Origin of the sequence: Streptomyces wuyuanensis, from assembly GCF_900103455.1 — a bacterium.
GTDB classification, from domain to species: domain Bacteria; phylum Actinomycetota; class Actinomycetes; order Streptomycetales; family Streptomycetaceae; genus Streptomyces; species Streptomyces wuyuanensis.
Map to the genome: position 1 here is coordinate 19,791 of NZ_FNHI01000009.1, position 21,697 is coordinate 41,487.

Annotated in this window: 21 protein-coding genes and 1 pseudogene; 14 read left to right on the plus strand and 8 right to left on the minus strand. The window is 72.2% G+C overall.

The window, feature by feature from the left end:
- The first annotated feature begins 383 nt into the window (after positions 1-383).
- Positions 384-725 (plus strand): VOC family protein, encoded by a 342-nt coding sequence (locus BLT82_RS14735; RefSeq protein WP_093654827.1) that lies wholly within the window; start codon positions 384-386, stop codon positions 723-725.
- A gap of 70 nt (positions 726-795) precedes the next feature.
- Here BLT82_RS14735 and BLT82_RS14740 read toward each other — a convergent pair whose 3' ends face one another.
- Complete coding sequence (locus tag BLT82_RS14740; protein WP_093654829.1) at positions 796-1,410, minus strand: TetR/AcrR family transcriptional regulator; 615 nt, start codon at positions 1,408-1,410, stop codon at positions 796-798.
- 70 nt (positions 1,411-1,480) lie between these two features.
- Here BLT82_RS14740 and BLT82_RS14745 point away from each other — a divergent pair, with 70 nt between their 5' ends.
- Complete coding sequence (locus BLT82_RS14745; RefSeq protein ID WP_093654831.1) at positions 1,481-2,074, plus strand: peroxiredoxin-like family protein; 594 nt, start codon at positions 1,481-1,483, stop codon at positions 2,072-2,074.
- A gap of 87 nt (positions 2,075-2,161) precedes the next feature.
- Here the strand turns inward: BLT82_RS14745 and BLT82_RS38820 are convergent.
- Both BLT82_RS38820 and BLT82_RS14755 read right to left on the minus strand, forming a co-directional pair.
- Positions 2,162-2,302: pseudogene (locus tag BLT82_RS38820) on the minus strand (VOC family protein); the annotation flags it as partial.
- 7 nt (positions 2,303-2,309) lie between these two features.
- On the minus strand, positions 2,310-2,720 hold the full coding sequence (locus tag BLT82_RS14755; protein WP_143041495.1) for a hypothetical protein: 411 nt from the start codon (positions 2,718-2,720) through the stop codon (positions 2,310-2,312).
- 243 nt (positions 2,721-2,963) lie between these two features.
- Between BLT82_RS14755 and BLT82_RS14760 the strand changes: the two genes are divergently transcribed.
- The 5 genes from BLT82_RS14760 (at position 2,964) to BLT82_RS14780 (ending at position 7,405) form a co-directional block, all read left to right on the plus strand.
- Positions 2,964-3,587, plus strand: coding sequence for a DUF6230 family protein (locus BLT82_RS14760; protein ID WP_093654835.1), 624 nt, complete (start codon positions 2,964-2,966; stop codon positions 3,585-3,587).
- On the plus strand, positions 3,578-4,126 hold the full coding sequence (locus BLT82_RS14765) for a DUF6114 domain-containing protein (protein ID WP_093654837.1): 549 nt from the start codon (positions 3,578-3,580) through the stop codon (positions 4,124-4,126). The genes BLT82_RS14760 and BLT82_RS14765 overlap by 10 nt, the downstream gene beginning before the upstream one ends.
- A gap of 244 nt (positions 4,127-4,370) precedes the next feature.
- Complete coding sequence (locus BLT82_RS14770; protein ID WP_167746013.1) at positions 4,371-5,054, plus strand: STAS domain-containing protein; 684 nt, start codon at positions 4,371-4,373, stop codon at positions 5,052-5,054.
- Between the two features lie 118 nt (positions 5,055-5,172).
- Entirely contained in the window at positions 5,173-5,946 is a 774-nt protein-coding gene (locus BLT82_RS14775; protein ID WP_093654841.1) for a methyltransferase domain-containing protein, read from the plus strand.
- A 361-nt stretch (positions 5,947-6,307) separates the two neighbouring features.
- A complete protein-coding gene (locus BLT82_RS14780; RefSeq protein WP_093654843.1) occupies positions 6,308-7,405 on the plus strand; it encodes a glutamate--cysteine ligase in 1,098 nt (365 codons plus the stop codon).
- 58 nt (positions 7,406-7,463) lie between these two features.
- Here the strand turns inward: BLT82_RS14780 and BLT82_RS14785 are convergent, their stop codons facing one another.
- Positions 7,464-7,670, minus strand: coding sequence for a hypothetical protein (locus BLT82_RS14785; RefSeq protein WP_093654845.1), 207 nt, complete (start codon positions 7,668-7,670; stop codon positions 7,464-7,466).
- 665 nt (positions 7,671-8,335) lie between these two features.
- On the opposite strand from BLT82_RS14785, the gene BLT82_RS14790 reads away from it, so the two are divergent.
- The 5 genes from BLT82_RS14790 to BLT82_RS14810 all read left to right on the plus strand — a co-directional run bounded on the left by BLT82_RS14790 (position 8,336) and on the right by BLT82_RS14810 (position 14,683).
- On the plus strand, positions 8,336-10,393 hold the full coding sequence (locus BLT82_RS14790; protein ID WP_208867917.1) for a galactose-binding domain-containing protein: 2,058 nt from the start codon (positions 8,336-8,338) through the stop codon (positions 10,391-10,393).
- Positions 10,394-10,589: 196 nt separating this feature from the next.
- Entirely contained in the window at positions 10,590-11,213 is a 624-nt protein-coding gene (locus tag BLT82_RS14795) for a TetR/AcrR family transcriptional regulator (RefSeq protein ID WP_093654849.1), read from the plus strand.
- Between the two features lie 165 nt (positions 11,214-11,378).
- The gene (locus BLT82_RS14800) at positions 11,379-12,539 is read left to right on the plus strand and encodes a sugar ABC transporter substrate-binding protein (RefSeq protein WP_093654851.1); all 1,161 of its coding nucleotides are present in this window, start codon (positions 11,379-11,381) and stop codon (positions 12,537-12,539) included.
- Positions 12,540-12,605: 66 nt separating this feature from the next.
- Positions 12,606-13,397 (plus strand): ATP-binding cassette domain-containing protein, encoded by a 792-nt coding sequence (locus BLT82_RS14805; RefSeq protein WP_093654853.1) that lies wholly within the window; start codon positions 12,606-12,608, stop codon positions 13,395-13,397.
- On the plus strand, positions 13,394-14,683 hold the full coding sequence (locus BLT82_RS14810; protein WP_093654855.1) for a sugar ABC transporter permease: 1,290 nt from the start codon (positions 13,394-13,396) through the stop codon (positions 14,681-14,683). Before BLT82_RS14805 ends, BLT82_RS14810 begins: the two co-directional genes overlap by 4 nt.
- 89 nt (positions 14,684-14,772) lie before the next feature.
- Here the strand turns inward: BLT82_RS14810 and BLT82_RS14815 are convergent, their stop codons facing one another.
- The gene (locus BLT82_RS14815; protein WP_093654857.1) at positions 14,773-15,393 is read right to left on the minus strand and encodes an L-threonylcarbamoyladenylate synthase; all 621 of its coding nucleotides are present in this window, start codon (positions 15,391-15,393) and stop codon (positions 14,773-14,775) included.
- Between the two features lie 261 nt (positions 15,394-15,654).
- On the opposite strand from BLT82_RS14815, the gene pgm reads away from it, so the two are divergent.
- Complete coding sequence (pgm, locus tag BLT82_RS14820) at positions 15,655-17,295, plus strand: phosphoglucomutase (alpha-D-glucose-1,6-bisphosphate-dependent) (RefSeq protein WP_093654859.1); 1,641 nt, start codon at positions 15,655-15,657, stop codon at positions 17,293-17,295.
- Between the two features lie 246 nt (positions 17,296-17,541).
- Complete coding sequence (locus tag BLT82_RS14825) at positions 17,542-17,781, plus strand: DUF2630 family protein (RefSeq protein WP_093654861.1); 240 nt, start codon at positions 17,542-17,544, stop codon at positions 17,779-17,781.
- 132 nt (positions 17,782-17,913) lie between these two features.
- On the opposite strand, the gene BLT82_RS14830 is transcribed toward BLT82_RS14825, so the two are convergent.
- From BLT82_RS14830 to BLT82_RS14840, 3 genes are all read right to left on the minus strand, one after another.
- Positions 17,914-18,276 (minus strand): UBP-type zinc finger domain-containing protein, encoded by a 363-nt coding sequence (locus BLT82_RS14830; RefSeq protein WP_093654863.1) that lies wholly within the window; start codon positions 18,274-18,276, stop codon positions 17,914-17,916.
- A 208-nt stretch (positions 18,277-18,484) separates the two neighbouring features.
- On the minus strand, positions 18,485-19,933 hold the full coding sequence (locus tag BLT82_RS14835) for an ATP-binding protein (protein ID WP_093654865.1): 1,449 nt from the start codon (positions 19,931-19,933) through the stop codon (positions 18,485-18,487).
- Positions 19,930-21,588: an NAD(P)/FAD-dependent oxidoreductase gene (locus tag BLT82_RS14840; RefSeq protein WP_093654867.1), complete on the minus strand. Its 1,659-nt coding sequence runs from the start codon at positions 21,586-21,588 to the stop codon at positions 19,930-19,932. The genes BLT82_RS14835 and BLT82_RS14840 overlap by 4 nt, the downstream gene beginning before the upstream one ends.
- Positions 21,589-21,697: the final 109 nt, after the last annotated feature.

Sequence of the window (21,697 nt, forward strand, 5' to 3'; positions counted from 1 at the left end):
GTTCGGCTGGTGTCGCCGTCTCCGGCACACGGAGGAGGCGACCGACGGGGCCGGTCCGCGGCAGGATCGGCGGCGCGGCGCGGCGGGGCGCAGCGCCGAGCGCACTGTAGCGAAGGAGGACGGGGTCTGCGAGGCCGCGACCAGCGACGGTTCGCCTGGGGAGGTGCCGCGGGCGGTGCCGACGATGCGCCGATCCTGCGGCGGAAGGTGCCGGGGCCGGGGACGCACCGCCCGGGAATCATGACCGCCGGCGGGCGGAGGGGACATCACCGCGTCACCCGAGTACGTCCGGTGCGACGGCGGTCCTCCGCCCTGCGACGCACCGCACCTGGCGCCGCGGCCTTCCCGGCAGACTCCTCCGGTCACGGCAATAGCATGGCGGCATGGCCGTCGACCTCTTCGCAGGCATCCCCGTCAACGACTACGCAGCGGCGCTGACCTGGTACCAGCGGCTGCTCGGCTCTCCCCCGGCGTTCTTCCCGAACGACTCGGAGGCGGTGTGGGAACTGGCGGAACACCGGTACGTGTACATCGAGCAGCTGCCGCAGCGCGCCGGCCATGCGATGCACACCGTGTTCGTCCGGGATTTCGACGACGTCGTCGCCGGCATCGCCGCCCGGGGCCTCGAGCCCGCGACGCGCGAGACCTATGCCAACGGTGTGCGCAAGGCGACCTACCGCGATCCGGACGGGAACGAGATCGCGTTCGGCGGCGGTCCCGCCTGACGGAGGCCGCCGCCGCACCCGTGCGGTCCGGCCGGCACACCCGGCACGACGGCCGGGGCAGCGCCGCCCGTCAGGGGCGAAGACCGCGGAGCAGCGCGGTGAGACCGCCGAAGAACTCCTGTTCGTCGGTGATGTGACGCGCCCGGCGGGCCGTCGCGGACAGCTGGGGGAAGTCGGCCTGCCCCAGGTCGGAGATGACGGCCGTGCCCTCGCCGGCGAGCGGCCCCAAGTGCTCCAGTTGCAGCGCGCCGATCACATAGGCGAGCAGGGCGCGCAGGGCGATGACGCGCCGATCGCCCCGGAACCCTGCCTCGGTGAGGATGGCGAGGACCGTTTCGGACCAGCGGAGTGCGCCGGGAGCGCGGTGGCGATGGGTGACGGTGAGCGGCACGGCAGCGGGATGGGCGCTCACGCTGTCGCGCAGTCGTCGCACCATGGCCTCGACGCGCCGGTCCCAGGGCATGTCCGACGGCGGCGGCTCGGCGTCCAAGCCGTCGAGCACGGCGTCGACGACGAGACGTTCGAGCTCCTCGCGGTCACGCACGTATCGGTACAACGCCATGGTGCTGACGCCGAGTTCCTTCGCGACGGTGCGCATCGACAGCGCGGCCAGGCCGTCGCGGTCGATGACGGCGAGCGCGGCGGAGGCCAGTCGGTCGTGGGTTAGTGAACGCGGGCGGGGCATGGCGGTTGACAGCGTACGCGATACGCCTACGCTTGTAGGTGTACGACGTACGCCTACGAGAGGAGTGCCCATGGCCCCGCGCAGACGGCCCCTGACCGCCGGCTCGGTGGTAAGTCCCCGTACGCTCACCGCCGTTACCGGCGAAGCGGTCCCCGTCCCCGCTCCGGACCGGCTCGTCCATCTGCAGTTCCGGCGCTTCGCCGGCTGCCCGGTGTGCAATCTGCATCTGCGTTCGGTGGTGCGCCGCCACGAGGAGATCGAGGCGGCCGGTGTGCGGGAGGTCGTCGTCTTCCACTCGCCGGCCCGGGAACTGCGCGAGCACGTCGCCGGTCTGCCGTTCGCCGTCGTCGCCGATCCCGCCAAGGAGCTCTACACGGAGTTCGGGGTGGAGGCGTCGCCCCGCGCGCTGCTCAGCCCCCGGGCGTGGGGACCGGTCCTGCGGGCGGTGCTGCGCAGCGCATGGACGATTCTCCGCGGACGGGAGCGCAGACCGTCGAGCCGGCCGCACGGCGGCCGGCTCGGACTTCCCGCGGACTTCCTGATCGCGGCGGACGGGCGCGTCGTCGCCGCCAAGTACGGCGAGCACGTCTACGACCAGTGGACCGTGGACGAGCTCCTGGCGTCGGCCCGCGGCGCCACGCGGCCGCGCACCGCGCCCCGCTGACGTCCGAGGAGCCCCCGGTGCGGCTGCGCGCGCCGGGCCGGGGGCACCGGGGCGCGCCTGCGCCGGGAGGTCCGGCTGCCAGGAGGGGCCGAAGCGGTCGTTCACCCGGCCGGACTTCGCGCTGAAGTCGTAGGACCCCAGCTCCCTCCGCGGCGAGCCCCTGTCGGCGAGGGCCTCGTAGAGGCGGTCGACCTCGGGCTCGTCGTCGCACCGGACGCGGAGGGACACACGTGCCCTACCTCCTGACGGTGAGCACCTTCCCGCCGAGCCGATCCCTCAGGGTGCGGACCGTGGCCGGGGTCCCGTACGCGACCCACCGCGTGCCCGCGAGGTAGGTCGTACCGTCCGGGAGGGTGTCCGCGATCCACTCGTTCCGGTCCCGTGTGGTGGTGAAGGTGACCAGGACGTACCGGGCGTCGCCGTCCGCGCAGGACGCCAGCCGGTGCCCGGCCTCCTCGGCCTCGAGCGTGGCGTGGCAGCCGGCCCGGCCCGCGAGTTCCTCGAGTCTGCCGCCGATGCGGTCCGTGGAGAACGGCCAGTGCAGCGCGCCCGTTCCCCAGGCGAACACGGCCACGGCGACGGCCGCCAGGGCCAGGGCGACGACACGGTCACGGTCTTTGGACGAGCAGCGGGGCACGGAGGTCATGGTGCCCGCTCGGACCCGGCGGCCCCGCACCGGGGGTCGTTCCGTCGCGCGGCGGGAGCGACGGTCCGGTCGCGCGACGGGTGCGGCGACGGTCCGTGCTTCACCCGTCTGCCCCGCGCACGTGCCAGCGGCCGGAAGATCCGCAAGCCTGGGATCCAGCACCGACCGGGCAGGTCCGCCTCCTGTTCGGCGAACTTCGTGTCCGGCGTCGGCAGTGACGCTCCACGGCCTCGGGAGACCGCCATGTCGCACAGCTTCGGCAGGACACGCTGGAAGCGCTTCGCCGCAGTGCTGGTGCCCTCGGTCGCCGCCGCCGCGGCGCTGGGCGTGGGGATGGCGGAAGGAGCACTCGCCGCGTCCTTCCTGATCTCCGGCCGGACCTTCCAGATCAGCGCCGACACGCTGAAGGTCCGGGGGCTCAGCATCTACGGCATGGTCGACGTCACCAGGAAGGGCACCCCGGTGCCGGTCACGGTCACCGGGTTCCGGCACGCCGAGATCAGCGGCCTGTGCCAGTCCGTGGTGGTTCCCATCCCGGTCATCGGCCCCTACACGCTGCGGCTCACCGGCGGCGAGGGGGATCGGGTCGAGGCGAGGAACATGTTCATCGACTCCAAGGCGCTGTCGATCGGTCAGGCCGAGTTCGAGGACATCGAGACCGGTGTGGCGGCGGGCGCCGTCGACAAGGGGCCGATCAACCCGGGAGACAGGCACTCGCGGTACTTCGACCCCGACGGCATCGCCCAGCAGGCCCGGTCGGCCGACCTGACGGACGTGCAGGTGACCGCCGTCGCGGTGACCGCCGCCACGCTCAACGTCCCCGATCTGACCATGCGGCTCAAGCAGGGGAGCCGGGAATGCTTCTGACTCCCGGACGGGCAGGCTCGGCCTCCCGGCTCGCCCGCTCCTCGCTGTCGCGGGCACGGTCGCTCCTCGGCAGCGTCCGTCCGCCCCGGCGGTCCGACGCCGTCCACGCCCGCCGGCGCTTCCGGGCGTGGCGCGGCCGGCGGCCCTTCTGGGCGGGCCTGTTCACGCTCGGCGCCGGCCTGCCCATCGTGTACTTCCCCTATGTGACGCTGAGCCTGTCGGGCATCCCGCTGGCGCTCTCCACCACGGCGGGCGCGGGCGCACTGCTCACCGGGACGCTCCTCGTCGTGCTGGGCCTCACCATGTGGTTCCGGCCGCAGCAGCGTGTGTTCGCCGGGATCACGGCGCTGCTCCTGTCGCTCGTCTCCTTTCCCGTCGCGAACTTCGGGGGGCTCTTCCTCGGCCTCTTCTCGGGCCTGATCGGCGGCTCGCTGGCCTGCGCCTGGGCCGCGCCCGCAGAGAGCGCGGGCGGGACCGCCGTCCCCCGGGACGTCCCGAGCCCGTCCGGCGGAGGTCCGGTGGCCGGCGAATCGTCCTGACGCGCTCGGCACGCCGTCGCCCGGGAAGCGCGTTCGTCCGCACGGCCGGACGGGACCCACGATCGTTGCCGCACGACCGTTCGAACCGAGCTCCAGGCGTATCGTCACCTCACCCTTCCAGGCGAGAAATCATGCTATTTCGCTCCTGGGACGTTCCCGGCATGAATCGTTCGCCCAGCGGGCTGCCGTCCGGCGCTCCGTTCCCGATCATGGGTGGGGCCCCAGGTCCCTACGGAGGTGGTTCGTGATTGCTTTCTGGCCGCGCGGTCTGGACAGGTCGCCCGCCCCCGCCGGGCGCGCCCACGTGGTGGCGGCGGTCACCGACGGGAGCGGGGCCCGCGCGACGGTGACGGTGTGCGGCCACATCACCGGTCTCGACGCAGAGGCGCTCAGCGACACGCTCGTGTCGGCCCTGATGGAGTTCCGGGAAGGTCTGAGCCTCGATCTGTCCGAGGTGTCCTACTGCGACACGGCCGGGCTGCGGATGCTGCTCGACGTGCGGGAGCAGGGCCTGGCCGCAGGGCGGACCGTGGTGGTCGCGGCGGCAGGCGGCTTCATGCGGCGCCTCCTGGAGACCACCGCAACCGCGGAGCTGTTCGCAACCGGCCCCGAGTCCGCGGCGCCCGACGACTCCCCTCTCGCCTCGGCCGTGCGCGCCGCACTGCTCCGGGCCGGTTTCCCCCTCACCGGCCGGCCGGGGGTTCCCGGCTTCCTCCATGTCCGCCCCGAGGGGGACGCGGTCGACGTCTTCTGGCGGACCGCGGACGGCCGCCTCGCCGCCCGTGCGGCGGACCTGGTCCTCGGCGATGCCGTGACGGGGGCCCTGATCCGCTCGGGGCTGCGGATCGAGGGGCGTACGGCCATCGGGGTGCGTGCCGTCGGCGGCCCCGGTCCGCACTCCGAGCGCCCGTCGGAACGCACGGACTGACACCCCGCCGAGGTGCCTGCGCGATGGGAGCGCGGCGGGAGGTCGTGGGGCGGTCCGGCCGGGTGCGTCGCAGCGGCCGCGTGGCGCCCGCGGCGGCCCGCGTGCTTGACTCTCGCGCATGTCGACGATTCTCGGTGCGTCACGACCCGACCCGGCCGCCTACATGCTGCGGGCAGCCGGCGGCGGGGCCGGGCGTGCGTACAAGCAGGAACTGATCGAGCTGCTGGACGTGCGGCCCGGTCAGACGGTGCTGGACGTCGGGTGCGGTCCGGGTACGGACCTGCCCGCGCTGGCGGAACGCGTCGGGGACGCCGGCACCGTGATCGGTGTGGACCACGACCCGGCCATGCTCGCCGAGGCCCGGCTCCGTACGGCCCACCTGCCGGTGACCGACCTCCGCGAGGGGGACGCCCATGCCCTTCCCGTCGCGCCCGGCACGGCGAACAGGGCCAAGATCGACCGGGTCCTCATGCACGTCGCCGACCCGGCCGCCGCACTGGCCCAGCTCCACACGGCCACGCGCCCCGGAGCCCTGGTCGGGCTCGTGGAACCCGACTGGGACACGCTGGCCGTGGACGCGGAGGACCTCGACACGAGCCGGGCGTTCACGCGCTACACGACGTCGGACGTCGTCCGCAACGCCACCATCGGCCGCAGCCTCGGCCGGCTCGCCGAGCGAGCCGGCTTCGTCGTGCAGACCGTGCTCACCACGACGCCCGTCTTCCGCGACTTCGAGGACGCCGACCACATGCTCGGACTGGGCCGCAACACACAGCGCGCGATCGAGGAGGGCCGCATCGACGCCGCACGCGGCCGCCGCTGGTTCGCGTCCCTGTCGGAGGGTCCGTTCTACGCGTCCTTCACCCTGGTGACCGTGCTCTGCTCCCGCTGAGGCCCGAAACCGCGCCCGCCGGACGGGCCTTCGGCTCCCGCGGTACGGGCTCCGTACCGCGGCGGCCCCTGGTGCCCGGTACCGGCTCCACACTCCGCGCCCTCCACTTCCGCCCTCCCCTCTCTCCGCTCTTCCCCGGGAGCGCGCTGCCGGGCGGTTGCCGCGCCACGGCCGAACCGCAGCGCCGGGAATCCGCTACCCCGTCGGAGCGACGAGCCGCCCCGGCGAGGTGTCGCCGACCGATCGCGGGGCATCCGTCCGCAACCGGCCGCGACCGGCTGCCCGGAGCACGGCGCTCCGGGCGGCCGGAGCGCCGGGGATTCACGGACGAAAGCGGCCGGGCCGCGGAAGGGCAGTTGTCGTGCGCAGTGTGGGTGTCGAGGAAGAACTGCTGCTGGTGGACGCCGAGAGCGGTGAGCCCCGGGCCGTGTCGACGGCCCTGCTGGCCACCGCCTCGCGGGAGGCGGTCCGTCATGACAAGGACGAGGTCTTCGAGGAGGAACTGCACCGGGAGCAACTGGAGTTCGCCACGCGGCCGCACGTCGCCATGGCGGACATCGCCGAGGAGGTCCGGGGCTGGCGGGCCGAGGCCGCCCGTCATGCGCGGAGGGTGGGCGCGGCCGTCGCCGCGCTGGCGACGGCCCCGCTGCCTGTCAGCCCTTCCATGGGTTTCGGCGAGCGGCACCGCTGGCTGGGCGAGAAGTTCGGTCTGACCGCGCAGGAGCAGCTCACCAGCGGCTGCCATGTGCATGTCTCGGTGGACTCGGACGAGGAGGGTGTAGCGGTCCTCGACCGCATCCGGCCGTGGCTGGCCGTGCTCATGGCGATGAGCGCGAACTCCCCTTTCTGGCAGGGCAAGGACACGCAGTACGGCAGCTACCGCAGTCAGGTCTGGGGGCGCTGGCCGTCCGCCGGACCGGTGGACGTCTTCGGCTCCGCCCGGCGCTACCACGAGCAGGTACGGGAGCTCCTGGACACGGGTGTGCTGCGCGACGAGGGCATGGTCTACTTCGACGCCCGGTTGTCCCACCGCTATCCCACCGTCGAGATCCGCGTCGCGGACGTGTGCCTGTCCCCCTCCACGACGGTTCTGCTCGCGACCCTGGCGCGGGGCCTGGTGGAGACCGCGGCCCGCGAGTGGCACAAGGGCGAGCCGCCGGCCCCGCACGGGACGGCACTGCTGCGGATGGCGGCCTGGCAGGCCGGCCGGTACGGGCTCGAGCACCGGCTCCTGCATCCCGGGACGATGCGGCCCGAGCCGGCGGAGCGTGTGGTCCGCGCGCTCTTCGACCACGTACGGGACGCCCTCGACGCCACCGGTGACCTCGCGGCGGCACGGCAGGCGCTCGACACGTTGCTGTCGGAGGGCACCGGCGCTCGGACGCAGCGGGAGCTGCTGGAGCGGACGGGCAACCTCCGCGATGTGGTCACGGAGTGCGTGCGGCGCACCCAGGGCTGAGCGGGCCCCGGGATTCGGCCGGGCCCCCGGTGCCGGGCGGGCGGGCCCGGCGGGAGCGTCAGGCCGCCTCGGGGAGCGGCTGCTCGATCTCCTCCGCCGCGGGTCCGGTCTCCGGCCGGCGCCGCTGCGGGAGGAGGCGCATACGGCGTCGCGGCCCGGCGTGCCTCGGGGTTACCGGGGCCGCGAACATCCGGTCCTCGAAGCGGTCCATGGCGATGATCAGGAGCAGTAGCGCGGGAGGTATGAGCACGGCGGTGAGAATCATGGGCGTCTCCTCGTGGCTTGGTGCTCGCTTTGCCGCTGGAGCGCAGGGAGAACGCCCGGGTTCGTGAAGTTTCTGTGACCGCTCGCGGAGGGGCACCGCCCCGGACTCACCCGGACACCCGAGGGCGCGTGCCCACCCTGGGCAGGCTGCTCCAGTCCGTTCGCGGGCAGCGCGGCGGGGGAGCGGCGAGGGCGCTGCCGGGAGTGGCGAGGACGAGTGCGGCGGCGCTGGTGGGGATCAAGGGGATCTTGCGGATTCGTGAGCTTCTGTTCACTGCGTCCTCCTGACGACCGCGGTGGGGGTGCGGCGCACGGGGAGGGCGTGCGTCGTTGGCATGTCCGGCTCAGCATCCACGGTCGGGGCCGGTGCGGCAAGCAGTGCGGATGTCCTGACGGTGAGAGCCGGGCCAACACGCGGCGATCGAGGGGACGATCGGCCGCCGCGGACCTGACGGCTCCTCAATTCAGTTGTGCACACCGTTGTTTGGCGCGCCACGGAGCCATCAGGACACCTGTCCCGGACTATTGACTGTTTGTGTGACAGTCGCGATCCTCGTCGCACCGCTTGCACGGGTCATGACAGGGGGATCTCGGCGGGAGGTCCCGGCTCCGGGCGGACTCGGCCCCGGCCCCGTCCGTCCGCTCACCGAAGGCTGAGTGATGACGATGAAACGGCACTCGCGTCGCCGCCGTGGACCCCTCGCGGTGGTGACCTTGCTCCTCACCGCCCTGGCCCTGGTCCTGGGCACGGCTCCCGGGTCCTCGGCCGAGTCCGGCTGGTGGGTCCCCGCCGCCCGGCCGGCGCCGGACTCCGGGATCAATGTCACGGGCGAGCCCTTCAAGGGCACCGGCCCCGACGGAAAGGTGCGCGGCTTCGTCGACGCGCACAACCACATCATGTCCAACGAGGCGTTCGGAGGACGGCTGATCTGCGGGAGGGCCTTCTCGGAACAGGGCATCGCCGACGCGCTCAAGGACTGTCCGGAGCACTACCCCGACGGCTCCCTCGCGGTCTTCGACTTCATCACCAAGGGCGGGGACGGCAGGCACGACCCCAACGGCTGGCCGACGTTCAAGGACTGGCCGGCCCATGACTCGCTGACGCACCAGCAGAACTACTACGCCTGGATCGAACGGGCCTGGCGCGGCGGCCAGCGCGTCCTCGTCAACGACCTCGTCACCAACGGCGTGATCTGCTCGGTCTACTTCTTCAAGGACCGCAGCTGCGACGAGATGACCTCCATCCGCCTGCAGGCGCAGAAGACGTACGAGATGCAGGCCTACATCGACAAGGTCTACGGCGGCCCGGGCAAGGGGTTCTTCCGGATCGTCACCGACTCCGCGCAGGCCCGGCAGGTCATCGAGCAGGGCAAACTGGCCGTGGTCCTCGGGGTGGAGACCTCGGAGCCGTTCGGCTGCAAGCAGATCCTGGACGTTCCGCAGTGCGGCAGGGACGACATCGACCGGGGTCTCGACGAGCTCCACAAGCTGGGTGTGCGGAGCATGTTCCTCTGCCACAAGTTCGACAACGCGCTGTGCGGTGTGCGGTTCGACTCGGGGACGCTCGGCACCGCGATCAACGTCGGCCAGTTCCTGTCCACCGGCACCTTCTGGAAGACGGAGAAGTGTGCGGGCCCGCAGCACGACAACCCCATCGGGCTCGCCGCGGCACCCAACGCCGAGAAGGAACTCCCGCCGGGCGTGAAGGTCCCCTCGTACGCCGCCGACGCACAGTGCAACACCCGCGGGCTCACCGAACTCGGCGAGTACGCCGTGCGCGGCATGATGAAGCGCAAGATGATGCTCGAGATCGACCACATGAGCGTCAAGGCCACCGGCCGGGTGCTCGACATCCTCGAGTCCGAGTCGTACCCCGGCGTGATCTCCTCCCACAGCTGGATGGACATCGACTGGACCGAGCGGGTGTACCGCCTCGGCGGCTTCATCGCCCAGTACATGCACGGCTCCGCGGAGTTCAGCGCGGAGGCCGAGCGCACGGACGCACTGCGTGAGAAGTACGGCGTCGGGTACGGGTACGGCAGCGACATGAACGGCGTCGGCGGCTGGCCGGGCCCGCGGGGCGCCGACACCCCCAACCCGGTGCGCTACCCCTTCCGCAGCGCCGACGGCGGCTCCGTCCTCGACCGGCAGACCACCGGCCAGCGCACCTGGGACCTCAACACCGACGGGGCCGCGCACTACGGCCTCGTCCCGGACTGGCTGGAGGACGTGCGGATCGTCGGGGGCCAGGGCGTCGTGGACGACCTCTTCCGGGGCGCGGAGTCCTACCTCGGCACCTGGGGCGCGTCGGAGCGGCACAAGGCCGAGGTGAACCTCGCCTCGAGAGCGCCGGCCTCGGCCAGCTCGTCGGAGTGGAGCCTCTTCACGAGCTACGCCCCCGACAGGGCCGTCGACGGCAACGCGGGGACCCGCTGGGCGAGCGACTGGAACGACGACCAGTGGCTCCGGATCGACCTCGGCGCACCCGCTCTGATCAAGCGGGTCACCCTGGACTGGGAACGTGCCTACGGGAAGGCCTACCGCATCGAGGTGTCGTCGGACGGCACGAACTGGCGGCCGGTCTGGTCCACGACGGCCGGCGACGGCGGTCTGGACACGGCCCGGTTCGACGGGACGACGGCCCGCCACGTGCGCGTCCAAGGGCTGGAGCGCGGCACCAAGTGGGGCTATTCCCTGCAGGAAGTGGGCGTCTACAGCAGCTGAGCCGCCGACGGAGCGGGCAACGGGGCCGGGGCCGGCCGGATCAGCCGATCCGGCCGGCCCCGGCCGATTCCCCCGGGCGCGCGTCACGACGCCCGGGGCAGGACAGGACACCGGGCACGCCCGGCTCGGCACCGCACGGCGCTGCACCACCGCACGTCACCGCACCACCGCAAGCGCACAAGGAACGAGGGAGCACATGGCACGGATGCCGTCGGCCGAACGACGCCGGCAGCTGATCGAGGCAGCGATCCGGGCGATGACCCGCGACGGTGTCCCCAGGACGACGACGCGGTCCATCGCCGCCGAGGCGGACGTGTCGCTGAGCGTCTTCCACTACTGCTTCGACTCCAAGCAGGAACTGCTGGAGTCGGTCATCGAGGCGATCACCGAGCACTACATCGCGGTGGTGCGCGAGGCGATCCGGCCCAAGGCCACCGTGCGGGAGACCGTCCGCGCGGGATTCCAGGCGTACTGGGACCACGTGTGCGCCAACCCGGGTGAGCACATGCTCACCTACGAACTCACCCAGTACGCGCTGCGCCAGCCGGGATTCGAGCACCTGGCACGCCGTCAGTACGAGCTGTACACGGACACGTTCACGCAGCTCATCGACCAGTTGCGGCAGGACGTGGGACTGGAGCTGCGGGTTCCCGTCGCGGTCCTGGCGCACTACCTGGCCGTCATGACCGACGGACTCACACTGAACTTCCTGGTCCTCGGCGACGCGACGGCCGCGTCGGACGTCCTCGACACGATCGCCGACCAGGTCGTGCATCTCGTCCGCGGCGAAGTCCGGCCGGCCGCGCCGGCGGACGGCTGAGGCCGCAGCGACCCGGGGCCGAACGCCCGCACCGGGACCGCCCGCGGAGGGAACAACCCCCCGTCCCTCGCTGTCGCCCGAGACGCTGCGGAGCGCGCCCGGCCGGCGGCCCACGACCCTCGCCTCGACAACTCGTTTTCCACATTTTCCCATACATTGGGGAATATGCCGGTTCCACACCATCGCCCGCCGGGCCGTCGCGGACGCTCCGGAAGGACGGCGCCATGGTCGCGTGGCCGTACGGCGCGAGCCCTGGCCGCCGCCACGGCGGCCGCGTCGCTCGCCGGACTCGCGGCCTGCGGCACGGCGGGCGAGGATGCCGGGACCCCCTCAGGGGAGGACGGCTTCACGATCGGGCTGCTGCTCCCGGACGTCCACACCGCCCGCTGGGCGACCGCCGACAAACCCCTCATCCAGGCCAAGGTCAAGGCGCTCTGCCCCGACTGCAAGCTGCTGCACGCCTATGCGTCCGCCGACGTGGCCACTCAGCAGCAGCAGATCGAGTCCATGATCGCAAAGGGCGCCAAGGTCCTGATCCTCGACCCCGTCGACGACAAGGCACTGCGCTCGTCGATCGCCCGGGCCCGGGACGCGAACGTACCGGTGGTCTCGTACGACCGCCTCGCCCAGGGGCCCGTCTCCGCCTACTCCAGCTACGACTCGGAGGAGATCGGCAGGATCCAGGCCCAGGAACTCCTCAAGGCGATGGGCCCCAAGGCCCGCGGCGGCCAGATCGTGATGATGAACGGCGACCCGACCGACCCCAACACCCGGGATCTGCGCAGGGGCGCGCTGTCCGTGCTCGAGGGCAAGGTGAAGATCGCCAGGTCCTACTACACCGGCGGGTGGATTCCGGAGAACGCCTTCCGGAACATGTCCGCAGCCATCGCCGAACTGGGGCCGGACCGCATCGACGGCGTGCTGTCGGCCAACGACGGGCTGGCGGGCGGCGTCGTCACCGCGCTCAAGGCGGCCGGGGTCAAGCCGCTGCCGCCCGTCACCGGGCAGGACGCCGACCTGTCCGCGATCCGCAGGATCGTCAAGGACGAGCAGTACATGACCGTCTACAAGTCCTTCGAGGCGGAGGCCGAGGCCGCCGCCGAGATGGCCGTCGCCCTGGGGCGCGGCGAGAAGCTCGACGACATCGCCAAGGACCGCGTACGCAACGACACCGACGACGACATCCCCGCCGTTCTGGGGCCGCTGGTCCCGGTGACCGTGGGCAACATCGAGGACACGGTGGTCAAGAGCGGCCTCTACACGGTCGACCAGATCTGCACCCCGGCGATGGAGGCAGCCTGCCGGAAAGCGGGACTCACGGGATAGCCGGCGGCTGCCGCACCCACACCTCGTGCGGCGCACCCGGCCGGAGCGACGGGACGGGCGAAGGAGATGGTTCACGTGAGCGCGCCACTCCTGGCGATGCGCGGGATCTGCAAACGGTTCGGCGCCGTCTGGGCACTGTCCGACATCGAGCTGGAGATCCACGCCGGGGAGGTCGTCGCCCTGGTCGGCGACAACGGGGCGGGCAAGTCGACGCTGGTCAAGGTGATCACCGGGGTCGGGCCCGCCGACGAGGGCGTCATCGAGTGGAACGGCCGCCATGTGCGGATCTCCCGCCCCCGTGACGCCCAGGCCCTGGGCATCACCAGCGTCTACCAGGACCTCGCCCTGTGCGAGACCCTCGACGTCGTCGGCAACATCTTCCTGGGGCACGAACTCGGCGGGAAAGCGATCCTCGACGAGGTGGCCATGGAGCGACGGGCGCAGGAGTTGGACGTGCTGGAGTCGCTGTCGATGCGCCTGCCCAGCTTCCGGGTGCCCGTCGCCTCGCTCTCTGCGGGCCAGCGGCAGACGGTCGCCATCGCCCGCGCGCTCCTGAGCGAACCCAGACTGCTCATCCTGGACGAGCCCACGGCCGCGCTGGGGGTCAGGCAGACCGCCCAGTTCCTCGATCTGATCGAACGCCTGCGGGACCGCGGTCTCGGCGTCCTCCTGGTCAGCCACAACCTGGGCGACGTGAAGGCCGTCGCGGACCAGGTCGCGGTGCTGCACCTCGGCCGCAACAACGGTTTCTTCAGCGTGCCGACGACCTCGCAGGAGCAGATCGTCTCCTCCATGACCGGCGCCACCGACAACGCCGTGACGCATCGCCGGGACCGTTGGGGGGAGGTGCTGCGGTGAAGCGGACCGGAGCGTCGGAGAACACCGGAGCCGCGAGGGCGGGCGAGGGCCCGGCCCGGGGCACGTCCACGCCCGCGGACCAGCGCCGCGCGGACGCGGACGGGGGTTTCGGAAGCCATGCCCGCGACTTCGCCCGCCGGATGCGCAGCGGCGAGTTCGGGCCGCTCCCGGGTGTCGTCGCCGTGGCCGTGCTGTGGATCATCTTCCAGAGCCTGGACCAGCAGTTCCTCTCGCCTCGCAATCTGTCCAACCTCAGTGTCGACATCGTCGGCACCGGCATGATCGCGCTGGGTCTCGTCTTCGTCCTGCTGCTCGGCGACGTCGACCTGTCCGTCGGTTCCGTCAGCGGGCTCACGGCCGCGGTGTTCGCCGTCCTCAACGTGAACCGGGGCATGCCGGAGTGGGCGGCCGTCCTGGCCGCACTGGTGGTGGGCGCGGCGATCGGCGCCGCCCAGGGCTTCTTCTCGGCCCGGCTCGGCGTCCCGGCGTTCGTCGTCACCCTTGCGGGACTGCTGGCCTGGAACGGGCTCATGCTGTACGTCCTGGGCGCCAGCGGCACCGTCAACCTCCCCGAGGAAGGCTTCGTCCACGCCCTGACCAGCTACTACTTCCGGGAGGAGGCGGTCGCGTACGGGCTGGCCGCACTGAGCGTGGCCGTGTTCTTCCTGGCGTCGTACCGGGACTCCCGGCGGCGGCGTTCGGTCGGAGTGATGTACCGGCCGCTCAGCGTCATCGCCGTGCGCACGGCCGCGGTGGCGGTGGTGGCGTTCGCCGCCGCCTACATCCTGAACCGGTTCCAGGGACTCCCCCTCGCCCTGCTGATCTTCCTGCTCTTCGTCGTCGGCCTGGACTTCGTCCTGCGGCGCACCTTCTACGGACGCAAGATCGTCTCCATCGGCGGCGGCGCCGAGGCGGCCCGCCGCGCCGGCATGAACGTGGTGTGGCTGCGGATCTCGGCGTTCATGGTGTCCGGGACGCTGGCCGCGGTCGGCGGGCTGTTCCTGGCCTCGAGGGTGGCCGCCGTCGGTCAGACGTCGGGCTCCAGCATCCTGCTGATCAACGCCATCGCCGCGGCCGTGATCGGCGGCGTCAGCCTGTTCGGCGGGCGCGGGACGACATGGTCCGTGCTGCTGGGCATGCTCGTCATCCAGTCGATCGCCTCGGGCATGGTCCTGCTGGGCATCCCGACGCCGATGCAGTCGGTGATCACCGGAGGTGTGCTGCTGGCAGCGGTGGTCCTCGACTCGCTGGCACGCCAGTCGCAGAAGGCGCACGGCAGGGCGTGACCCGGCCGGCGCGGAGGGACGGGTCCGGCCCCGCACGACACGCGGCGATGCGCGGGGCGTGAGGGGCCGGCCGGTGTCCGGGCCCGGGGCTACTCGAACCGCGACGTGTCGCCGGCGCCCCGCCGCACGATCTCCGGTTCGCCGCCGGAGAAGTCGATGACCGTGGTCGGTTCGGTGCCGCAGTCCCCCGAGTCGAGCACGGCGTCCACCACGTGGTCCAGGCGTTCCTTGATCTCCCAGCCCTGGGTCAGCGGCTCCTCCTCGCCGGGCAGGAGGAGGGTGCTGGACAGCAGGGGCTCTCCGAGCTCCTCGACCAGCGCCTGCGCGACGACATGGTCCGGGATGCGTACGCCCACCGTCTTCTTCTTGGGGTGCAGCAGCTGGCGCGGCACCTCCTTGGTCGCGGGCAGGATGAACGTGTAGCTGCCGGGGGTGGCCGCCTTGACCGCCCGGAAGACGTCCTTGTCGACGTGCACGAACTGGCCGAGCTGGGCGAAGTCCCGGCACACGAGGGTGAAGTGGTGGCGGTCGTCGAGGTTGCGGATCGCGCGGATCCGGTTGATGCCCTCCCGGCTGCCGAGGCGGCAGCCCAGGGCGAAACAGGAGTCGGTCGGGTACACGACGAGGCCGTCGGACCGGATGGTGTCGGCCACGGTGTTGACGGTGCGGCGCTGGGGATTCTCGGGATGGACGTCGAAGTACTTCGCCATCCGGCGAGTGTAGGTGATCAGCCCGTTTCCGCTCCCGGGCGGACGAAGACGTTCCGGACGGCGGGCGGCCTTCCACGGGAGGAGCTCGGACGGATTCCGGAGATTCGCCCGTACAGGGCGCGTGCGCGGGCGCACGCTGGGCATGCCCGACTCGGGGCGCCCACCGGCACGTGCGTGCGGAGGGGCAACCGGACGAACGGCGACTGACGGGCGATCATGACACCTGCACTGATCGCACCACCGATGCGGAGGAGTGGACGGATGCCGAACGAGCGCGCGGGACAGCCGGCGCGGCCGGAGGACCTCATCGACGTGCCCCGGCTGGTGACGGCGTACTACGCCCTGCACCCCGATCCGGCGGACCCCGCCCAGCGGGTCGCCTTCGGCACCTCGGGACACCGCGGGTCCTCCCTGGCCACGGCCTTCAACGAGGACCACATCGCCGCCACCAGCCAGGCGATCTGCGAGTACCGGAGCCGGCAGGGCATCGACGGGCCGCTGTTCCTCGGCGCCGACACCCACGCGCTGTCCGAGCCGGCGAAGGTGACGGCGGTCGAGGTGTTCGCCGGCAACGGCGTCACCGTGCTGATCGACGAGGCCGACGGCTACACCCCCACCCCGGCCGTCTCGCACGCCATCCTCGTCCACAACGGCGGCCGCGCCTCCGGTCTGGCCGACGGCGTGGTGGTCACGCCCTCGCACAATCCGCCGTCGGACGGGGGCTTCAAGTACAACCCGCCGAACGGCGGCCCCGCCGGTTCCGAGGCGACCGGCTGGATCCAGGAGCGCGCCAACGAGATCATCACCGGCGGCCTGAAGGACGTGCGGCGGATCCCCTGGGCGCGGGCGCTGGCCGCCGCGACGACCGGGCGGTACGACTTCCTGGGCTCCTACGTGGCCGACCTGCCGTCCGTGCTCGACCTCGACGCGGTGCGCGCAGCGGGCGTGCGCATCGGGGCCGATCCGCTCGGCGGGGCCTCCGTGGCCTACTGGGGCCGCATCGCGGAGCAGCACCGGCTCGATCTGACCGTCGTCAATCCGCTCACCGACCCGGCGTGGCGCTTCATGACGCTGGACTGGGACGGGAAGATCCGCATGGACTGCTCGTCCCCCCACGCGATGGCGTCGCTGATCGAGCAGCGCGACCGGTTCCAGATCGCCACGGGCAACGACGCCGACGCCGACCGGCACGGCATCGTCACTCCGGACGGCGGGTTGATGAACCCCAACCACTATCTGTCCACCGCGATCTCGTACCTCTACGGGCACCGCGACCGGTGGCCGGCCGCCGCGGCGGTCGGCAAGACGCTGGTGTCGTCGAGCATGATCGACCGGGTGGCGGCCGATCTCGGCCGGGAGCTGCGCGAAGTGCCCGTCGGCTTCAAGTGGTTCGTGGACGGGCTGCTCGACGGCTCACTCGGTTTCGGCGGTGAGGAGTCCGCCGGCGCCTCGTTCCTGCGCCGGGACGGGTCGGTGTGGACGACCGACAAGGACGGCATCGTGCTGGCCCTTCTCGCGTCCGAGATCCTGGCCGTGACGGGTACGTCGCCGAGCCGCCACTACGCGGCGCTCACCGAGCGGTTCGGCGAGCCGGCCTATGCCAGGGTCGACGCTCCCGCGACCCGTGAGGAGAAGGCCGTGCTGAGCCGCCTCTCCCCCGGTCAGGTGACCGCGGACACCCTGGCCGGCGAGCCGATCACCGCCGTGCTCACCCATGCGCCGGGCAACGGCGCGCCCATCGGCGGCATCAAGGTGACCACCGCCAACGCCTGGTTCGCGGCGCGCCCTTCGGGCACGGAGGACGTCTACAAGGTGTACGCGGAGTCGTTCCTCGGCTCCGACCATCTGGCGCGGGTGCAGGAGGAGGCGCGGTCCGTGGTGGCGGCGGCGCTGCGCGGCTGACCCCGGAGCGCGCCGACCGGAGCGGATCCGTACGCCGCCGTGCCGGGGGACCGTCGCCGCGGCGGTCCCGCCGGAGCACGGGGCACGCGCGGACGGGCACGGCCGGCCGGGCTGCCCGCAGACAGGGCCGTGCCCGGAAGGGAACCCCCCACGGGCTTCGCTCGCGGCGGTGGCGGCGGTCGCCGACAATTGGGGGACGACTTCCTCGTAGGCACACAGACGGCATCCGGGCCGAGGGAGGCAGAGATGGCGGACGACATTCTGCAGAACATCGACGCCCTCGTCGCAGAGGAGCACCGGCTTCGCAACCGGTCCCCCGGCGAAGGTCTCGATCCGGACGATCGGGCACGACTGCAGGCCGTGGAACGTCAGTTGGACCAATGCTGGGACCTGCTGCGCCGGCGGAAGGCGAGCGCGGAGGCCGGCCAGGACCCCGAGCGGCTGGCAGCACGGCCGATCAGCGAAGTGGAGTCGTACGAGCAGTAGAGCCGTGGGAAGAGGGCTCGGCGGCTCGGGCCGCCCGCCGGGACGCGCGCAACCGCGTCGTCGCGGACCGCTGCCCGCGGCGGGCGCGATCCGCCGCCTCCCGGCGGGCGGCCCCGGCGGACGCCGGGGACGTCAGTGGAGGTGCCGCTCCCAGTCGGCGGGCACTGCGCCCGCCGGGCCGGGAACCGGCTGTGCAAGGGGATGGGCGGTGGGTTCGGCGAGCTGGGGCCCGCCCTCGTAGTACTGCTCGGTCCGGACGTTCCAGAACCAGTCCTCGCCGGGCTCGAAGCTCGTCAGATAGGGGTGCCCCGATTCGACGGCGTGGCGCGTGCCGTGCTGCGCGGGGGACGAGTCGCAGCACCCGATGTGCCCGCACTCGGCGCACCGCCGCAGGTGCATCCACCACCCCGGGCCGTCCCCGGCGAGGCACTCGGCACAGCCGGTGCCACTGGGTCGTGCCGTCGGGTCGATCCCTGGAATCCGGTCGTCCGCCATCGCGCCGCTCCTCGATCGCTGCACGTACCGCCGGCGCGGTCCGGTGGGCGTTGCCGGCGCTCGTTCCCCCCAGGCTCGCGCCGCGGGCGGGTGATCGCCAGTCGCCGGCGCCGGTTCCGGGGCGCTCCGGCCCGTTCCCGTGCGCCCGGGCACGGCCGCGGACGTGTCGGCTCCGCTCCGTTCGCCGCCGGTCCCCTGCGGCCGGGCTTCAGAGCGGTTCGTCCCCGGAGGGCCGGACGACGGGGAGGCAGACCCGGAAGCGGGTGTCGCCGGGCTGCGAGGCGACGCGGATGTCTCCGCCGTGCTTGTTGACCACGATCCGGTACGAGATGTCGAGTCCGAGACCGGTCCCCTCGCCGACCGGTTTCGTCGAGAAGAACGGTTCGAAGATCCGCGGGCGGATCTCGGGGTCGATTCCCGTGCCCGTGTCCCGTACCTCCACGTACGCGTGGTCGCTGTCGTGCCAGGTGGCGAGGGTGAGGGTGCCGTCGCCGTCCATCGCGGCGAGGGCGTTGTCGATGAGGTTCGTCCACACCTGGTTGAGCTCCGCGCCGTACGCGGGGATGAGCGGCATGTCCCCCGCGTAGTCCTTCTCCACCCGCACCCCACCGGGGATCTTGGCCTTGAGCATCACCAGGGTGGCGTCGAGGAGTTCATGGACGTCCACCGGCTGCTGGGCGGCGCGGTCGAGCTGGGAGTACTGCCGGGCCGCGTCGACCAGTCCGGAGATGCGGCGGACCGAGTCCTCTATCTCGCCCATCAGCATCTCGGTGTCGACGGTGTAGTTCAGCCAGCCCACGGCCGCCCGGCGGTTCTCGTCGGACAGCTCCGCGGTGGCGTCGGCAAGCCAGTCTGCGTCGATGGCGCCGGCGACGAGGGTGGGGGCGATGTCCCAGGCGTTCTCCAGCCCGGCCTCCTCCAGCCAGTCGCCCAGTTCGTCCTCGGCGTCGGCCGCCTCGATCGCCGTCAGCGGGCGGGCGTTCCGGGCGCGCTGCACCGCGGCGTCCTGCATCTCCACCAGCTCGTGGAGGCGTTTGCCGTCCACGCGGCCGTCCGCGATGAGGGCCAGCTTGTGCCGCATGCGGGTCACCCGGTCACGCAGGGTGTCGGTGGCGCGGACCGCCGCCGCGGCGGGGTTGTTGAGCTCGTGGGTGAGGCCGGCCGTCAGCGAGCCGAGGGCGACGAGCCGCTCGCGCTCGCCGACGATGATGTCGCTGGCCCGGAGCCCCAGGAACAGTCCTTCGAGCAGGTGGAGGGCCATGGGGAACCAGGTCCGTACGGCGGTGGCGAACTCGGCCGCGGGCAGGACGAACAGCTCCACGTCGGTCACGGCGCGCATCGTGTTCGGGTACACCTGGTCCACACGGTCGCCGAGATAGGCCTGGGTGGCTCCGCCGTAGGCGCCCCGCTGGTCGCTGCGGCTGAGTTCGATCTCGTCGCCGTGGAGCTGGCGGCTGAGCGCGACGGTGCCGGACAGCAGCACGAAGAAGCAGGTCGCCCCCTCGCCCTGGGCGTAGACGGGCGTTCCCGCGTCACGTACCTCCACCCGCCCGCGCTCGGCCAGCCAGGCCAGCTGGCCGTCGTCGAGTGCCTCGAAGAGGAACAGGGTGCGCAGCTCGTCCGGGGTGAGCACCTCCCGTGAAACCGAGGCGGTCATTGGGCCTCCAGATAACGGTGCACGAGCGTGACGGCCATGGCGCCCTCGCCCACCGCCGAGGCGACCCGCTTGACCGACTCGGCGCGGACGTCGCCCGCCGCGAACACCCCGGGCACGCTGGTCTCCAGGTGGTACGGGGCACGCGTCAGCGGCCAGCGGGGCGAGCGACCGCCCGCCTCGGGGAGGTCGGGGCCGGTCAGGACGAACCCGCGGTCGTCGCGGGCGATCAGCCCGTCCAGCCACTGCGTCTGCGGTTCGGCCCCGATGAACACGAACAGCCAGGTGGCGTCGACGTCCGTGAGGGCCCCGGTCCGGTTGTCCCGGAGGGTCAGACGTTCCAGATGGCCCTCCCCCGCGCCGGACGCCACCTCGGTGCACGGGTGGATCTCGATGTTGGGCACGTCCTCGATCTGCTGGATGAGGTACGCGGACATGGAGTGGGCCAGGTCCGGCCCCCGCAGCAGCACATGGACCGTCTCGGCGAAGCGCGAGAAGTAGACCGCCGCCTGACCGGCCGAGTTCGCTCCGCCCACGATGTACACGTCGTCGCCGCGGCAGCTGGCCGCCTCGAAGGCGGCCGACCCGTAGAAGACGCCGGCGCCGCAGAAGCCGTCGAGCTGCGCGCCCGCCAGGTGCCGGTAGGTGACTCCGGTGGCGAGGACCACGGTGTGTGCGCCGATGGAGGTGCCGTCGGCGAACCGCAGCACGCGGCCCGACCCGGCGGCCTCCAGGGCCACCACCTCGGTGGCACTGAGGATCTCGGCGCCGAACCGGGTCGCCTGCCGCCGGGCGCGGTCGGTGAGCTGAGCGCCGGTGACGCCGTCCGGGAAGCCCAGGTAGTTCTCGATCCGGCTGCTCTGACCCGCCTGTCCGCCGGTGGCGCTGCGCTCGACGAGCACGGTGCGCAGCCCCTCGGACGCGGCGTAGACGGCGGCGCCCAGCCCGGCCGGACCGGCGCCGATGACGACGACGTCGTAGAAGTCGGCCGCGGGGCTCGTCCGCAGACCGACCTGCGCGGCGAGTTCCGTCTCCGTCGGGGAGTGCAGGACCTTGCCCTCGGTGGTGATGACGAGGGGGACGTCCGCGGCGGTGAGGCCGGCCGCTTCGAGCAGCTGGGCGCCCTCGGGCTCGTCGGCGGCTATCCACCGGTACGGCACGAGGTTGCGCGCGAGGAACTCCCGTACCGCGAAGGACGGGGCGGACCACCGGTGGCCCACCAGCCTCGTCTCGGGCGCCTCGGGGTCGGAGGCCGCGTCCCAGATGTCGACCAGGGTGTCGAGCACGGGGTAGAGGTTCTCCTCCGGCGGGCTCCACGGCTTGAGGAGATAGTGGTCGAGGTCGACGAAGTTGATCGCGTCGATGGCCGCGCCCGTGTCCGCGTACGCGGTCAGCAGCACCCGCCGTGCGCGTGGGAACAGGTCCATGGCGGCCTCCAGGAACTGGACGCCGTTCATGGTGGGCATGCGGTAGTCGGCGATCATCACGGCCACCGCCTCGCCGCGCAGCCTGACCTCGCGCAGGGCTTCGAGGGCCTCGTCCCCCGAGGTGGCGCGCAGCACACGGAAGCGGTCGCCGTAATGGCGCCGCAGATCACGGGCGATGGCCCGGGAGACTCCTGGATCGTCGTCGACGGTCAGGATCGTCGCCTTAGCCATTTCTTCATGATGCGCTCGCGGTCGGGCGGGCGCCTGCCGGGAGGCCGCCTCCCGTACGGGTGGCACGAGGGCCGAGGACGCCTGCCGGAAAGGCTCGCCCGATGCCGGA

Excerpts from the sequence above, each read along its gene's own strand:
- BLT82_RS14735 (WP_093654827.1), top strand. The coding sequence starts at position 384 with ATGGCCGTCGACCTCTTCGCAGGCATCCCCGTCAACGACTACGCAGCG.
- BLT82_RS14740 (WP_093654829.1), bottom strand. The coding sequence starts at position 1,410 with ATGCCCCGCCCGCGTTCACTAACCCACGACCGACTGGCCTCCGCCGCG.
- BLT82_RS14745 (WP_093654831.1), top strand. The coding sequence starts at position 1,481 with ATGGCCCCGCGCAGACGGCCCCTGACCGCCGGCTCGGTGGTAAGTCCC.
- BLT82_RS14755 (WP_143041495.1), bottom strand. The coding sequence starts at position 2,720 with ATGACCTCCGTGCCCCGCTGCTCGTCCAAAGACCGTGACCGTGTCGTC.
- BLT82_RS14760 (WP_093654835.1), top strand. The coding sequence starts at position 2,964 with ATGTCGCACAGCTTCGGCAGGACACGCTGGAAGCGCTTCGCCGCAGTG.
- BLT82_RS14765 (WP_093654837.1), top strand. The coding sequence starts at position 3,578 with ATGCTTCTGACTCCCGGACGGGCAGGCTCGGCCTCCCGGCTCGCCCGC.
- BLT82_RS14775 (WP_093654841.1), top strand. The coding sequence starts at position 5,173 with ATGTCGACGATTCTCGGTGCGTCACGACCCGACCCGGCCGCCTACATG.
- BLT82_RS14785 (WP_093654845.1), bottom strand. The coding sequence starts at position 7,670 with ATGATTCTCACCGCCGTGCTCATACCTCCCGCGCTACTGCTCCTGATC.
- BLT82_RS14790 (WP_208867917.1), top strand. The coding sequence starts at position 8,336 with ATGAAACGGCACTCGCGTCGCCGCCGTGGACCCCTCGCGGTGGTGACC.
- BLT82_RS14795 (WP_093654849.1), top strand. The coding sequence starts at position 10,590 with ATGGCACGGATGCCGTCGGCCGAACGACGCCGGCAGCTGATCGAGGCA.
- BLT82_RS14800 (WP_093654851.1), top strand. The coding sequence starts at position 11,379 with ATGCCGGTTCCACACCATCGCCCGCCGGGCCGTCGCGGACGCTCCGGA.
- BLT82_RS14805 (WP_093654853.1), top strand. The coding sequence starts at position 12,606 with ATGGTTCACGTGAGCGCGCCACTCCTGGCGATGCGCGGGATCTGCAAA.
- BLT82_RS14815 (WP_093654857.1), bottom strand. The coding sequence starts at position 15,393 with ATGGCGAAGTACTTCGACGTCCATCCCGAGAATCCCCAGCGCCGCACC.
- pgm (WP_093654859.1), top strand. The coding sequence starts at position 15,655 with ATGCCGAACGAGCGCGCGGGACAGCCGGCGCGGCCGGAGGACCTCATC.
- BLT82_RS14825 (WP_093654861.1), top strand. The coding sequence starts at position 17,542 with ATGGCGGACGACATTCTGCAGAACATCGACGCCCTCGTCGCAGAGGAG.
- BLT82_RS14830 (WP_093654863.1), bottom strand. The coding sequence starts at position 18,276 with ATGGCGGACGACCGGATTCCAGGGATCGACCCGACGGCACGACCCAGT.
- BLT82_RS14835 (WP_093654865.1), bottom strand. The coding sequence starts at position 19,933 with ATGACCGCCTCGGTTTCACGGGAGGTGCTCACCCCGGACGAGCTGCGC.
- BLT82_RS14840 (WP_093654867.1), bottom strand. The coding sequence starts at position 21,588 with ATGGCTAAGGCGACGATCCTGACCGTCGACGACGATCCAGGAGTCTCC.